General features: G+C 64.3%; 11 protein-coding genes. 9 read left to right on the forward strand and 2 right to left on the reverse strand.

The genetic code is table 11. From position 1 onward, the window contains the following. The first annotated feature begins 30 nt into the window (after window positions 1–30). From ACVOLL_RS07925 to ACVOLL_RS07945, 5 genes are read left to right on the forward strand one after another with little or no spacing between them, the layout of a single operon-like run. Window positions 31–1389, forward strand: coding sequence for an MmgE/PrpD family protein (locus ACVOLL_RS07925; RefSeq protein WP_481512398.1), 1359 nt, complete (start codon window positions 31–33; stop codon window positions 1387–1389). After that, the gene (locus ACVOLL_RS07930; RefSeq protein ID WP_481512399.1) at window positions 1389–2780 is read left to right on the forward strand and encodes an MmgE/PrpD family protein; all 1392 of its coding nucleotides are present in this window, start codon (window positions 1389–1391) and stop codon (window positions 2778–2780) included. Before ACVOLL_RS07925 ends, ACVOLL_RS07930 begins: the two co-directional genes overlap by 1 nt. Then, complete coding sequence (locus ACVOLL_RS07935; RefSeq protein WP_481512400.1) at window positions 2777–4174, forward strand: phenylacetate--CoA ligase family protein; 1398 nt, start codon at window positions 2777–2779, stop codon at window positions 4172–4174. Before ACVOLL_RS07930 ends, ACVOLL_RS07935 begins: the two co-directional genes overlap by 4 nt. Window positions 4175–4184: 10 nt before the next feature. Continuing rightward, the gene (locus tag ACVOLL_RS07940; protein ID WP_481512401.1) at window positions 4185–5582 is read left to right on the forward strand and encodes an amidase; all 1398 of its coding nucleotides are present in this window, start codon (window positions 4185–4187) and stop codon (window positions 5580–5582) included. Continuing rightward, window positions 5579–6823: a CaiB/BaiF CoA transferase family protein gene (locus ACVOLL_RS07945; RefSeq protein ID WP_481512402.1), complete on the forward strand. Its 1245-nt coding sequence runs from the start codon at window positions 5579–5581 to the stop codon at window positions 6821–6823. Before ACVOLL_RS07940 ends, ACVOLL_RS07945 begins: the two co-directional genes overlap by 4 nt. A gap of 256 nt (window positions 6824–7079) precedes the next feature. On the opposite strand, the gene trmL is transcribed toward ACVOLL_RS07945, so the two are convergent. Next, window positions 7080–7559, reverse strand: a complete 480-nt coding sequence (gene trmL, locus ACVOLL_RS07950; protein ID WP_481512403.1) for a tRNA (uridine(34)/cytosine(34)/5-carboxymethylaminomethyluridine(34)-2'-O)-methyltransferase TrmL — start codon at window positions 7557–7559, stop codon at window positions 7080–7082. A gap of 37 nt (window positions 7560–7596) precedes the next feature. Next, complete coding sequence (locus ACVOLL_RS07955; protein ID WP_481512404.1) at window positions 7597–8001, reverse strand: hypothetical protein; 405 nt, start codon at window positions 7999–8001, stop codon at window positions 7597–7599. Between the two features lie 364 nt (window positions 8002–8365). Here ACVOLL_RS07955 and ACVOLL_RS07960 point away from each other — a divergent pair, with 364 nt between their 5' ends. The 4 genes from ACVOLL_RS07960 to ACVOLL_RS07975 all read left to right on the forward strand — a co-directional run bounded on the left by ACVOLL_RS07960 (window position 8366) and on the right by ACVOLL_RS07975 (window position 14421). Then, window positions 8366–11209 carry a M16 family metallopeptidase gene (locus ACVOLL_RS07960; RefSeq protein WP_481512405.1) on the forward strand — a complete coding sequence of 948 codons (2844 nt, stop codon included), beginning with the start codon at window positions 8366–8368 and terminating at the stop codon, window positions 11207–11209. A 626-nt stretch (window positions 11210–11835) separates the two neighbouring features. Next, complete coding sequence (locus ACVOLL_RS07965; RefSeq protein ID WP_481512406.1) at window positions 11836–12153, forward strand: DUF4156 domain-containing protein; 318 nt, start codon at window positions 11836–11838, stop codon at window positions 12151–12153. Between the two features lie 121 nt (window positions 12154–12274). Next, a complete protein-coding gene (locus ACVOLL_RS07970; protein WP_481512407.1) occupies window positions 12275–13291 on the forward strand; it encodes a 3-oxoacyl-ACP synthase III in 1017 nt (338 codons plus the stop codon). A gap of 236 nt (window positions 13292–13527) precedes the next feature. Continuing rightward, window positions 13528–14421, forward strand: coding sequence for an alpha/beta fold hydrolase (locus tag ACVOLL_RS07975; RefSeq protein WP_481512408.1), 894 nt, complete (start codon window positions 13528–13530; stop codon window positions 14419–14421). Window positions 14422–14727: the final 306 nt, after the last annotated feature.

Consider the following 14727-nt stretch of genomic DNA (forward strand, 5'->3'; position numbering starts at 1 on the left):
TGCGGGCCTGCACCGAGACCTCATCGCGCGATGACCACGCCTGCTGCCAGCCTTACCGAACAGCTCGCCCAGCGCCTGCAACGGCCAGTCGATACCGCCGCCCGGCACCGCGCCGCGTTGCTGTTGGTGGATTGGCTGGGTTGCGCTTTGGCGGCCTTGCGCTACCCGATTGCCAACCAGCTGCGCGCGGTGGTGCAGGCACAGGCCAGTGGCAATGTGGTCGCCCTGGGTGCTGGCCGGCGCAGTGCCGCCGATGCCTTGCTGCTCAATGCCGCGCTCGGCAATGTGCTTGAAATGGACGATGTGCACCGCGCTGCCATCCTGCATCCCGGCCCGGTAGTCATCCCGGTCGCGCTGGCTGCGGCACAGGCTGAAGGCGCGGATGCGACGGCGCTGCTCGACGCGATCGTACGCGGCTACGAAGCTACCATCTGTGTCGGCCGGGCGCTGGGCAAGGCGCATTACCGCTACTGGCATCCCACTTCGACCGCTGGCGCGTTTGGCGCTGCCGCTGCGGCTGCAGCGGTGCTGCGCCTGCCGGCCGAATCGGTGGCTGATGCGCTGGGCAATGCCGGCAGCCGTACTGGCGGGCTGTGGCAGATGCGCCACGAGCCGGTGCCGACCAAGTCATTGCATAACGCTGAAGCCGCACGCAGTGGCTGGCTGGCGGCGCAGTTGGCGCTGGCGGGCATGCGTGGGCCGCGCAGGATACTGGAAGGTGAGCAGGGTCTGTTTGCCGCCACCGCGCCGGATGCCGTGCCGGAACTGGTGGTTGCCGACGAAGAGGACTGGCTGATCCACAGCACCAGCCTGAAGCCGTGGCCGGCGTGTCGGCATGCGCATCCGGCCATCGATGCGATGCTGGAAGCGTTGGCGCAGCTCGATTCCACTGACGCCGCGCAGATTGAACGCATCGAAGTACGCACCTATGCCGAGGCCTTGCGCTTCTGCGACCGCGCCCAGCCACAGACCGAGCTGGAGGCCAAATTCAGCCTGCAGCACGCGCTGGCCTCGATCCTGGTCAATGGCCGGCCGCAACTTGAGCATTACACCGCCGAAGCCTGCAGCGATGCCGAGCTGGCGCCGTGGCGGCAACGCATCAAACTGATCGAAGATGCAGCCTGCAGCCAGCGTTTCCCAACGCACTACGGCGCCAGCGTGCAGCTGTGGTTGGCCGATGGCCGCAGCATGCAGGCCGAGCGCATCGATGCCTGGGGCGACCCGGAATGCCCGATGTCGGCCGACGATGTGCTGGCCAAGGCGCTTGCGTTGGCGCAATGGGGTGGCGTATCCGCAGGCTTGGCGCAACCCCTCTTTGGGCAGGTGCAGGCGCTGGCCAATGGCGGCAGTCTGGACGCCTTGAACGCCATGTTGGCGCGGGTGGCCTGATGCGATTGACTGAAGCGCTGTTGCAGCATGCAAGCACGCTGCGTTTTGAAGACCTTTCCGCCGAGGCGATCGAGGCCACGAAGGTGTTCGTGATGGATTCGGCGGCCGTGGGGCTTTCCGGTTCCGGTCCGCAGGTGCCGCTGACTCAGACGGTGCACCGCAGTGCCGCCAGCTATGGTGTGGGCAATGCCGCGCGGGTCTGGGTGACCGGCGAAACGTTGCCTGCAGCCAGTGCGGCGATGGTCAACGGCTACCAGATCCACAGCCAGGAATTTGATTGCGTACATATGCCGGCAGTGGTGCATCCATTGGCGGTTATTCAATCGGCCTTGATTGCCGCTGCCGAGCAACGGGCAAACGTCGATGGTGTTCCGGTAGATGGCAAAGCCCTGATCACCGCGCTCAATGTTGCCGTTGATGTGGCAACACTGATTGGCATCAGCGGCCGCGCGGCTATGCGCTTCTTCCGGCCATCGATGTGCGGTGCACTCGGTGCAGCAGCTGGCATCGCCCACCTGCATGGTGCGGACGAGGAACTGCTTCGCCGCGCGCTCGGCCTGACCTATAGCCACCTGTCCGGCACCATGCAGGCGCATGTGGAAGGCTCGCCGACGCTGGCCTTGCAGGTCGCACTGAACTCGCGCGCTGCCTTGAGCTGCTGGGAACTGGCTCGCAATGGCTTCCCGGCGCCGCGCGAGATGCTGGAAGGGCCCTTCGGCTATCTGCCGCTGATCGAGGGCGAATTCGACGTCGGACCGTCGCTGCGGAAACTGGCCGCGCGCGAAGCGCAGATACTCTCCGTGAGCCACAAGGTGTTCCCCACCGGTGGCGCCGCGCATGCCGCGCAGGACATGCTGATGGAGCTGCGCCAGCAGCACGGGCTGAAGCTGGACAACGTCGCCAGCATCGAACTGCAGGCGCCGCCGCTGGTGCGCCGCTTGGTTGGCCGCAGCTATCAGCCCGCAATGGAAACCAGTTACGCCCGGCTGTGCCTGCCGTTCCTGCTGGGTACCGTGCTGCTCGATGGCAAGGTCGGCTTGTCCGCCTATGCGCCGGACAAGCTCGCCGATGCGCAGCTGGCCGCGTTCGCCAACCAGGTTCGCCTGGTGCCGAACGACTGCGACGATCCCAACGCGCTGGTGCCGCAATCGATGACGGTCACCCTGCGTGACGGCAGCGTGCTGCACAACCATCGCGATGCCGCCATCGGCTCACCGCAACGGCCGCTGTCGCGCGCCCAGCAACTGGAAAAGTTCCACCATTGCCTTGACCACGCCGCGCTTCCCTTCGATGCCGGCCACCGTGCTGCCCTGATCTCCCACTTCGACCATCTGCAGGACATCGACGATGTCAGAAAGCTGGTCGACCTGCTGATTGTCGAGACCCCATGACCTACGCCACCTATTTCGAATCCTTCGATGTCAAGGAGCTGCTTCAGCAATTCCCGCTGGACCAGGCCTTCACCGACAAGTTCAAGACCATCAGCCGCGAGGAACTGCGCGCCGAGCAGAATGCGATGTTCCTGCGCTGCGTAGCCCGCGCCTGGCAGATTCCGTTCTATCAGCGCCTGTGGGGCAATGCCGGGATCACCCCGGGTGACATCCAGAGCCTGGACGACATCACCAAACTGCCGGTGTTTGGCAAGCACGAAATCATGGCCTCGGTCGAGGCCAACCCACCGCTGGGCGACTTCCACGGCTGGCAGGACGGCACCGACGCTGGCAACAAGCCGCTGGTCTTCCACACCACCTCCGGCACCACCGGTCGCCCGCAGCCGCTGGTGTTCTCGCCGCATTCGCGCGAAGTGCAGAGCCTGCTGCTTGCCCGCCTGTACCGCTGGCAGGGCATGCAGCCCGGCGACGTGGTGCACTCGGTGTATGGCCACGGCATGATCAACGGCGGCCACTATGTGCGTGAGGCGGTGACGCATTACACGCAGGCACTGTTCTGTTCGGCCGGCACCGGCATCGAGATGCGCTCGGCGCAGCAGGTGCAGCTGATGAAGAACATGGGCGCCAACGTGATTGTTGGCTTTGCCGACTACATCAAGAAGCTGGCCGACGTGGCCCGCGAGAATGGCTTGGTGCCGGGCAAGGATATCCCGGTGCGGATGATCTGCGGTCATTTGGGGCGCGAATCGCGCGAGTCGTTGTCGGCGGCCTGGGGTGGCGTCGAACTGTATGACTGGTATGGCGTGGGTGACACCGGCGCGATTGCAGGGCAGGGCCCGGACCAAGACGGTCTGTACCTGATGGAAGACGCGCAGTATGTCGAAATCCTCGACGTGGACAGCGGTGAACTGGTGGCCGATGGTGGCACCGGCGACATGGTGGTGACCTGCCTGTACAAGGACGACATCTACCCGATCATCCGCTTCAACACCCACGACGTGACTCGCGTGCTGACCACGCCGTCACCGCTGGGCATGAACCTGCGTCGCATCGAGGGCTTCCTCGGCCGCAGCGACAACATGGTCAAGATCCGCGGCATCAATGTGTTCCCGCAGGCGATGGCGCCGGTGCTGGAAGAACATGCATCGTTCGCCGGTGAGTTCATCTGCGTCGCCAGCCGCGACGATGGTGGCCGCGATGATCTGGCCGTGCACGTGGAAACCCGTGGTGCACTGGACGACGCACAGCTGGCCGCGGAGTTCGCCGCGTTGCTGCGCCAGCGGCTCGGTGTTGAAATGAGCATCGTGCTGGCGGCCCCAGGTGAACTGGCGGCGCTGACCGGTATCGAGGTACGGCAGAAGCCGGTGCGACTGATCGACAAACGTTTCGCTTGAGGAAAACCGCGTGAGCAAGGCCGATGCGCAGTTGTTGAGCTTGGATATGACGGCGCAGGCGGCCTTGCTGGCCGCTGGTGAAGTCAGCTGTACAGAGCTGATCGAGCAGCAGCTGGCGGCAATCGCCGCCAGCCAGGCGCAGATCAACAGCTATATCCACGTCGATCCGGAAGCTGCGCTGGCTGCAGCCGCGCAATCCCAGCAACGCCGCCAGCGCGGCCTGGCGCGGCCTTTGGAAGGCCTGCCGATCGCGGTCAAGGACAATATCGACGTTGCGGGCTTGGTCACCACCGCCGGCATGGAAACCCGCCGCCACAGCGCGCCGGCCAGTGCCGACAATCCGGCCGTGGCCGCATTGCGCGCGGCAGGCGCTGTGATCGTCGGCAAGCTCAACATGCACGAAGCGGCGATGGGCGCCGACAATGACAACCCGTTCTATGGCGCCTGCCACAACCCGCATCGGCATGGGCATACGCCGGGCGGTTCCAGCGGCGGCAGCGGTGCGGCGGTGGCCGCAGGCTTGTGCGCGGCGGCGCTGGGCACCGACACCATGGGTTCGGTGCGCATTCCGGCCAGCTATTGCGGTGTGGTCGGGCTCAAGCCCAGTTGGGGCGCGATCAGCACGCGTGGCTCCGTTGCCCTGTGCAGGCGGCTGGATCACATCGGCCCGTTGACGCGTTCGGCGCGCGATCTGCGTCTATTGCTGCAGTTGATGTCCGGCTTCGATCCCGGCTGCGCGCAGTCGCGTTTCATCCAATACACAGCGCCGGATGCGGAGGGTTTGCGCATTGGCGTGGTGGATCTGTTCGATGCAACCGATATCGCGCCCGACGTGCAGGCGGCATTCGAGGATGGCCTGCGCGTGCTGGTCGGCTTGGGCCATCAGCTGAAACCGCTGCCGGCACCGGCATTTGCGTCGGCACGTGCACGTCGCGCCGGCCTGCTGATGAGCGAAGCCGAACTGCTGGTCGAACACGCCGATGCCTGGGCCGGCGACCGCAGCAAATTCTCACCGCTGTTGGTCAAACTGATGTCCTGGGCAGAAGGCCGCAGCGCTGCAGAACTGGCTGCCGCCTCGCAGCTCGCCGATCGCGGGCAGGTGCAGCTGCAACAGTGGCTGGCGCGCTGCGACGTGCTGGTGATGCCGACGGCGCCGCAGCGCGCATTCGCCTTCGGTACCCCGGCGCCGGCCAGCCAGGCCGATCTCACGGCTTATGCCAACCTGGCCGGCAATCCTGCTTTGTCGGTGCCCTTGCCGGTAGCGGCGGGCGAGTTGCCTGCCGGCATGCAGCTGATCGGCAATATCGGCGACGAACTTACGCTGATTGCACTGGCGGAGGCTTTCCAGCACGCCATTGGCTGGCAGCCCGCGCTGCCCGAAGCCTGCAAAACCTGGTGGCCGAAATGAATCTGCTCGACGGCGTTCGCGTTCTCGACCTGTCGCGCGTCCTTGCCGGCCCCTGGGCCACCCAGGTGCTGGCCGATTTCGGCGCCGATGTCATCAAGGTCGAGCGCCCTGGCGTGGGTGACGACACCCGCAGTTGGGGCCCGCCCTACCTACAGGACGCCGACGGCAATGACAGCAGCGAGTCCGCGTACTACCTGTGCGCCAACCGCGGCAAGCGCTCGGTGGCGATTGATTTCACCACCGGGGAAGGGCAGGCGCTGCTGCGCGAGCTGGTCATGCATTGCGACGTGCTGGTGGAGAACTACAAGGTCGGCGGCCTGAAGAAGTACGGGCTGGATTTCACCAGCCTGCAGGCCATCAACCCGAAGCTGGTGTATTGCTCGATCACCGGCTACGGCCAGGATGGTCCGTATGCGCAGCGCGCCGGCTACGATGCGGCGATCCAGGCCATCGGCGGCTTGATGAGCGTCACCGGCGAACCGGATGGTGCGCCCGGTGCTGGCCCGCAGAAAGTAGGTGTGGCGGCGACCGATCTGATGACCGGCATGTATGCGGCGACGGCGATCCTGGCCGCGTTGCGCCATGCCGAACGCACCGGCGTTGGTCAGCAGATCGATCTGGCGCTGCTGGATACTCAGGTCGCATGGCTGGCCAACCAAGCCTCCAATTATCTGATTGGCGGCGTGGTGCCAACCCGGCAGGGCACGGCGCATCCGAACATCGTGCCGTACCAGGTGATGCCGGCGGCCGATGGCTATTTCATGCTTGCAGTGGGCAACGACGGCCAGTTCGCACGTCTGTGCGAAGTAATTGGCGAGTCCGAGCTTGCGCGCGATCCGCGCTATGCCAGCAACAACGCACGGGTTGCGAACCGCGAACTGTTGGTCCCGCATCTGCAGCAGGTGCTGAGTACGCGGCCGGCAGCTGAATGGTTGGCGGCGCTGGAGAAAGCGGTGGTGCCGGCCAATCCGGTCAACCGGATTGATCAGGTGTTTGCCGATCCGCAGGTGAAGGCGCGTGGTTTGCGGATTGAACTGCCACATGCCGGTGGTGGTAGCGTGGCGATGGTGCGTAATCCGCTGAAGTTCTCGGCAACGCCGTTGCGTTATGAGCAGGCTGCGCCGGTGTTGGGGCAGCACACGGCTGAGGTGTTGGGGGAGGTGCTTGCCCTCGATGGTGAGCGGCTGCGGGTGTTGCGGGAGTTGGGTGTGGTTGGGGTTGCTGCGGAAGCTAAGAGCTAGAAGCTAGAAGCTAGAAGCTAGAAGCTAGAAGCTAGAAGCGTTACCCCTCCCCAACCCTCCCCTTGGCTGCGCCAAAGGGAGGGGGTGCATGCCTGCAATCTGTCAGATCGCAGCGACCCGCTCCGCTCCCTCCCTTTGGCGCAGCCAAGGGGAGGGCTGGGGAGGGGTGCTCTTGGCGATCAATCGTCAGCCGACGCATTGCCAGCTTCGCGGCTTACGCCGCTCCCACAAAAAAACTAAACCCAGCTGGCGCAACTCACGCCCCGCCAGGAAAACCCTGCTGCCGCCACGCCTCATACACCACAACTGCGACCGAGTTGGACAGGTTCAGGCTGCGGTTGTTGGGCTGCATCGGCAGGCGCAGACGATGGCCATCCGGCAGGGAATCAAGCAGGTCCTGCGGCAGGCCGCGGGTTTCCGGGCCGAACAGGAAGGCATCGCCATCGGCGAACTGCACGCTGTCATAGCGGACGCTGGAGCGGGTACTCAATGCAAACAAACGCTTTGGGGCGATGCGCGCCAAGGCGGTTTCCAGGTCCGGATGGACCTGCATCTGTGCGTACTCGTGATAGTCCAGGCCGGCGCGCTTTAGCTGCTTGTCACTGAGGTCGAAACCCAAGGGCTCGATCAGGTGCAGCCGCGCGCCGGTGTTGGCGCAGAGCCGGATCACATTGCCGGTGTTCGGCGGGATCTCGGGCTGGTAAAGCACTACATCGAAAACAGGGGCAGAAGTCATCGGCGCAGTTTACGCCGGGTGTCGCGTCATGGCTGGCTTAGTTGGAAACCATGCCCTGTGCGACGACCTTGCCGATGGCTTCAGCAGCAGCTTCTGCAGCCATGGACTGCACCAGCTCCACGTCCGGGCGGACGGTGATGGCCGGCAGCGAGACCATCCAATTGCCGGCACGGGTGCCGATGGCGACCGGGCTGGCGGAGGCCAGCTGGCTGGCGGTCTGTTCGGCCATCAGCTCGACGATCTGGCCGACGGTCGGGCGGACCTGCACGGCAGCCAGGGTCGGGATGTTGCTGTTGGCTTCGTGCTGGGCCTGCACCAGCTGGTCAGCGGAAGGACGAACCTGCACGGTGTCCAAGGTGACGATATCCGAAGCCTGGACCGAAGAAACAAAGCCGGTGCTGGCGACGAGGGCGATGGCAAGGGCGAGAGACTTTGCGTTCATGGCGGGACCTGTTTGGTGTGTGTGGTCAGTGGTGTGGTAGTAAGGTAGTACAGTGAATTTCGTAGTGCAAGAACTTTCTTTGCTTTTTTTGATTTGTTCAGCAACCAGTCATTTATCGTCTGAATTGATCTGGCTGCGAGTAATAGGCAGCAGGATGCGTGCCAATCGCATCTGATTGATAAATAAAGAGTTGTTGTTTATGGAAAGTGTCCGCTGTCCGGACACCTGCCGCGCCCGCAGTGACCGGACGGACACCGGTACAGCTGCTTCGGTACCCATGACGCATGGCGTATGCCGATGTGACGGCGCCCGGTTAGGATCAGCGTTCACCTTCATACCCAAGGGAAATGGAATGAACGCAGCTATGCCCCGTACCGCCTTGTTGACCCTGGCCCTGAGTGCCGCCCTCGGCGGATTTGTTGGCGTGCCGCTGGTTGCGGAGGCCAAGCCGGCTGCCGCCGCTGCGTCGGTGGACATTCCGTATGAAGAGTTCACCCTGCCCAATGGCCTGCGCGTGGTGGTTCACACCGATCGCAAGGCGCCGATCGTCGCGGTGAACATCTGGTACCACGTTGGTGCCAAGGACGAACCGGCCGGCCGCACCGGCTTCGCGCATCTGTTCGAACACTTGATGTTCCAGCGCAGCGAAAACCACGACGGCGAGTTCTTCGAACCCTTCAAGCAGGTCGGCGCCACCGACCAGAACGGCACCACCAATACCGACCGCACCAATTACTTCCAGAACGTGCCGACCACCGCGTTGGACATGGCGCTGTGGATGGAGTCGGACCGCATGGGGCATCTGGTCGGCGCCATCGATCAGGCCGCCCTGGATGAGCAGCGCGGTGTGGTGCAGAACGAAAAGCGTCAAGGCGAGAACCAGCCTTATGGCCAGGTATGGGACAAGCTGACCCGCGCCATGTACCCGGCAGGTCACCCGTACCACCACGGCGTGATCGGCTCGATGAACGACCTCAACGCTGCCTCGTTGGACGACGTCAAAACCTGGTTCCACACCTGGTACGGCCCGAACAATGCGGTGCTGGTGCTGGCCGGTGATATCGACGTGGCCACCGCCAAGGAAAAGGCCGCCAAGTTCTTCGGCGACATTCCGGCCGGCCCGACCATGGCGCAGCCGGCGGTGAACGTTGCGCAGCGCCCTGCTACCACCCGCGAAGTGATGACCGACAAGGTGCCGCAGGCGCGTATCTACCGTGCCTGGAACGTGGCCCAGGTTGGCACCACCGATATCGATCAGCTCGACCTGTTCTCCTACGTGCTGGGCGGCGCCAAGTCCTCGCGTCTGGACCAGCGCCTGCTGCACAAGGACAAGCTGGTCGACAACATCAGCGCGATGACCGATGCCTCGCAGCTCGGTTCCAACTTCCTGATCATGGCGACGGTCAAGCAGGGTGTGGACCCGGCCAAGGTTGAAAAGGCCATCGACGAAGAGCTGAAGCGTCTGATCGCCGAAGGCCCGACCGCCGATGAGCTGGAGCGCGCCAAGGTGCAGTCACGTGCCGGCTTCGTGCGTGGCATCGAACGTATTGGTGGCTTCGGTGGCAAGGCCGATGCGCTCGCACAGTGCGCCGTCTACGAAGGCAACCCGGGTTGCTTCCGCACCTCGCTGGCCAATGTGGACGCCGCTTCTGCTGCAGACGTGAAGGCAGCCGGTGCCAAGTGGCTGGGCGTGGGCGACCACACCCTGGTGGTCGAGCCGGGCGAGCGCGTTGCCTTGGCCGAGCTGCCATCGGTCAAGCCGGCGCCGTTCAACGTGCCGGCCGTGGACAGCAAGTACAAAACCCTGCCGAGCCAGGTCGACCGCAGCGCCGGCGTGCCCAAGACCACCAGCTTCCCGGAACTGAAGTTCCCGCAGCTGCAGCGCGCCACGCTGAAGAACGGCACCCAGGTGGTGCTGGCCGAGCGCCATGATGTTCCGGTGGTGCAGTTCAGCTATGAGTTCCCGGGTGGCTTCACCGCCGACCGTGGCCGCAAGCCGGGCACCGCCAACTTCACCATGGGCATGCTGGACGAAGGCGCTGGCCAGCTTGGCTCGCTGGCGTTCGCCGATGCGGTGGAAAGCCTGGGTGCCAGTGTCAACGCCGGTGCTTCGCTGGATGGTTCCAGCGTGTACCTGTCGGCACTGAAGGAAAACCTGGCGCCGTCGCTGGCGCTGTACGCAGACGTGGTGCGTGCACCGCGCTTCGAACAGAGCGAGATCGACCGCATCAAGGCCACCTGGATTGCTGGCATCCAGCAGGAGAAGGCGCAGCCGAACGCGGTGGCGATGCGCGTGCTGCCGCCGCTGCTGTACGGCGCTGGCCACCCGTATGCGATTCCGTTCACCGGCAGCGGTAATGAAGCGGCAATCCAGTCGCTGACCCGCGACGACCTGACCTCCTTCCACAAGCAGTGGATTCGTCCGGAAGGCGCCACCCTGATCGTGGTCGGCGACACCACCTTGAAGGACCTCGTGCCGCTGCTGGAGCGCAGCTTTGGTGACTGGAAGGGCGAGGGTGCACGGCCGAAGGTTGAGGCCCTGACCAATGTGGACCGCCCGCAGGCATCGCGCGTGTTCCTGATCGACCAGCCGGGCGCGGTGCAGGCCAACCTGTTCGCAGGTCAAGTGGCGCCCTCGACGATGGATTCGGGCACCACCCGCTTCGACATCGCCAATGGCGTGCTGGGTGGTGACTTCACCTCGCGTCTGAACATGAACCTGCGTGAGGACAAGCATTGGTCCTACGGCGCGCGTTCGTCGGCCTCCAATGCACTGGGCCAGCGTCCGTGGATGGCGGTTGCACCGGTGCAGATCGACAAGACCGGTGAGGCGATGAAGGAAATGAACGCCGAAATCAGCCAGTTCGCCAGCGGCCAGCGTCCGCCGACCGAGGCGGAGGTCAACCGCATCCGCAACATCCAGACGCTGAGCCTGCCAGGTGCCTATGAAACCGCATCGGCGGTGATGAGCACCATCGGTGGCATCGTGCGTTACGGCCGTCCGGACGACTACGTGTTCAAGCGCAAGGCCGAGATCGAAGCGATGACCCCGGCGCAGGTTGCCGAGGCAGCCAAGACCCTGGATCCGTCCAAGCTGACCTGGGTGGTAGTGGGCGACCTGAAGCAGACCGAAGCCCCGGTACGAGCCCTGAAGCTGGGCGAAGTGACGGTGATCGACGCCGACGGCAAGCCGGTGGAGAAGAAGTAAGCGGCAGGGCGCAGCCCGCCGCTTTCGCCTAAGCCCCTCTCCCGTATACGGGGTGAGAGGGGCAGCTTGCGAACCAACGGTTCGCTGCCCATCGAACGCCCTTGCGTCAGCGCAAGGGCCGGGGCGCGGAGCGGGGGTTGGGGTGAGGGCAGCTTTTAGCTTTGGCCGGTAAAGCCCCTGCCGAGCATGGCTCGGCACTACGGTGGGCGAAACGAAGGCTTCTTGAGCCCCTCTCCCGTTTACGGGAGAGGGGCTGGGGTGAGGGCAGCTTTTAGCTTTGGCTGGTAAAGCCCCTGCCGAGCATGGCTCGGCACTACGCTTGCGCCCCCTCCCTTTCGCGCAGCGAAGGGGAGGGCTGGGGAGGGGTAGTTTTTGTCTTGAGCCCCTCTCCCGCATGTGGGGTGAGAGGGGCAGCTTGCGAACCAACGGTTCGCTGCCCATCGAACGCCCTTGCGCTAGCGCAAGGGCCGGGGCGTGGAGCGGGGGTTGGGGTGAGGGCAGCTTCCGCTTGTAAAGCCCCTTGCCGAGCATGGCTCGGCACTACATTGCCGCAACAAATCACAGGGATCACCACCTGTTCATCCATTCCCGGCACAATCCCTGCTGATCTTCACAAGGAATAGTCCATGCGCGTCCTGCTTTTGTCCGCCCTGATCGCCAGCACCGCCGCCTGCACCTGGGTGCCGATTGAATCCAGCGGCAAAACCGTGCGCGTATTGCCAGCCGGTCCGGTGGCACCGGGTTGCGTGACCAAGGGCGAGATCGTGGTGTCGGTAAAGAGCAAGGTCGGCTTCTACAACCGCAACCCGCTGCGCGTGCAGGAAGAATTGGAAACCTTGGCCCGCAACGAAGCCCCCAGTGCCGGCGCCAATGCGGTGCAGGCTGCAGGACTGCCGGCTGATGGCAGCCAGCGCTTTGCCGCCTTCCAGTGCCCGCCGCGCTGAGTTTCAGGCTGTCTTACGGCCCCGGCGGCTCCATACGCCGGGCCGCCGATTTGTAAAGATGCGGTAAAAAGGCGCAGGCGCTAGAATGGCGACCCCTTCGCCTGAGTCTTGGCGCTTTCTGATGCCTTTTCAAAACGTCTCGATCGCGGGACTGGCGCATATTGATGCGCCGCATACGCTGACCTCAAAGGAAATCAACGAGCGGCTCCAGCCCACGCTGGAACGCCTGGGCATTCGTGCCGACGTGCTTGGCGACATCGCCGGCATTCATGCGCGCCGCCTTTGGGACCAGGGTACACAGGCCTCGGACGCCGCCACCATGGCCGGCCGCAAGGCACTGGAAGATGCCGGCATCACTGCCGACAAGGTTGGCCTGCTGATCAATACCTCGGTCAGCCGTGATTACCTGGAGCCGTCCACCGCTTCCATCGTGTCCGGCAACCTGGGCATCGGCGAAGAGTGCGTCACCTTCGACATCGCCAACGCCTGCCTTGCCTTCATCAATGGCATGGACATGGCGGCGCTGATGTTGGAGCGCGGCGACATCGACTATGCGTTGATCGTCGACGGCGAAACCTCCAACCTGGTCTATGAAAAGACCCTGGAACGCATGATGTCCCCGGACATCACCGCCCAGCAGATGCGTGACGAAGTCGCTGCGCTGACCACCGGTTCCGGTGCGGCAGCAATGGTGATGGCGCGCTCGGAGCTGGTGCCGGACGCCCCGCGCTACAAGGGCGGTGTGACCCGAGCAGCCAACCAGTGGAACAAGCTGTGCGTGGGCAACCTGGACCGCATGGTCACCGACACCCGCATGCTGCTGATCGAAGGCATCAAACTGGCCACCAAGACTTTCGAGGCCACGCGCGTGGCGCTGGGCTGGGCGGTGGAGGAGATCGACCAGTTCGTGATCCACCAGGTCAGCCAGCCGCACACCAATGCCTTCATCAAGGCCTTCGGCATCGACCCGAAGAAGGTGATGACCATCTTTGGTGAGCACGGCAACATCGGCCCGGCTTCGGTGCCGATCGTGCTGAGCAAGCTGCGTCAGCTGGGCAAGCTCAAGAAGGGCGACCGTGTCGCGCTGATGGGTATTGGCTCGGGCTTGAACTGCACGATGGCTGAGGTGGTCTGGTAAGTTCCGGCCCTGCCGCGAACTCCGGGACCACATGTTTTTCCTTCTCCCCTTGCGGGAGGAACAAAGGGCCTGCCCCCGCGAAGGCGGGGGTGCCCGAAGGGCGGAAGAGGGGACGCGTGCGCAGCACGCATGTGCCTGGAGTTCGAGCGGTAGTCCACGCTCCTCCACTCCGACCAACCCTCTCCGCAACCCCTCTCCCGACGGGAGCGGGGCTTAGCAGCCGCAGGTGCAACCCGATGAACAAACTCCCCGGTTACCCGAGCAAGACCCACCGTTTCGAAGTCCGTCCCGGCTTGTCGATGAACTACATCGACGAAGGCCCGCGCGATGGCGAGGTGGTGGTGATGCTGCACGGCAACCCGTCGTGGAGCTATCTGTGGCGGCACCTGGTCAACGGCCTCAGCGACAAATACCGCTGCATCGTGCCGGACCATATCGGCATGGGCCTGTCCGACAAGCCCGATGACAGCCGCTACGAATACACCCTGCAGTCGCGCGTGGATGACCTGGATGCGTTGCTCAAGCACCTGGGCATCACCGGCCCGGTGACCCTGGCCGTGCATGACTGGGGCGGCATGATCGGCTCCGGTTGGGCCTTGTCGCACCACGATCAGGTCAAGCGCCTGGTGATCACCAATACCGCCTCGTTCCCGTTGCCGCCGGAGAAGCCGATGCCGTGGCAGATCGCCATGGGCCGGCACTGGAAGCTGGGCGAATGGTTCATCCGTACCTTCAACGCGTTCTCCGCCGGTGCCTCATGGCTGGGCGTGAGCCGACGCATGCCGGCGGATGTGCGTCGCGCCTATGTGTCCCCGTACAACAACTGGGACAACCGCATTTCCACCATCCGCTTCATGCAGGACATCCCGCTGTCGCCGGCCGACAAGGCCTGGTCGTTGCTGGAGCGTGCGGCGCAGGCATTGCCGTCGTTCGCGGATCGCCCGGTGTACATCGCCTGGGGCCTGCGTGACATCTGCTTCGACCATCACTTCCTGACCGGCTTCCGCAAGGCATTGCCGCAGGCCGAAGTGACCACGTTTGAAGATGCCAACCACTATGTGTTGGAAGACAAGCACGAAGTGATCGTGCCGGCGGTAAGAGCCTTCCTGGAGCGCAACCCACTGGGGTGAGCCGGGGCTTGTGGGAGCGCGGGCACTTGTAGGAGCGGCGTCAGCCGCGAAGCAAGGGATAGATCCGCTACGGCTACCTCTGCATCCTGCAAGCCGTTGCCTGGCGTTTCGCTCAAACCGCGTGCGATGATTGATTTCTCGCGGACTGAAGCATTGCCAGCTTCGCGGCTGACGCCGCTCCTACAAAAGCTGAGCGCGCGCGATGCCTGCTTCTGCCCCCTCCCTTGCGCCGAAGGCGGAGGGGAGGGCTGGGGAGGGGTAGTTTTTGCGGCCGTTCTCTTTGCGCCAGCTTCGCGGCTTACGGCG

It is taken from the genome of Stenotrophomonas sp. STEN035 (assembly GCF_056759935.1).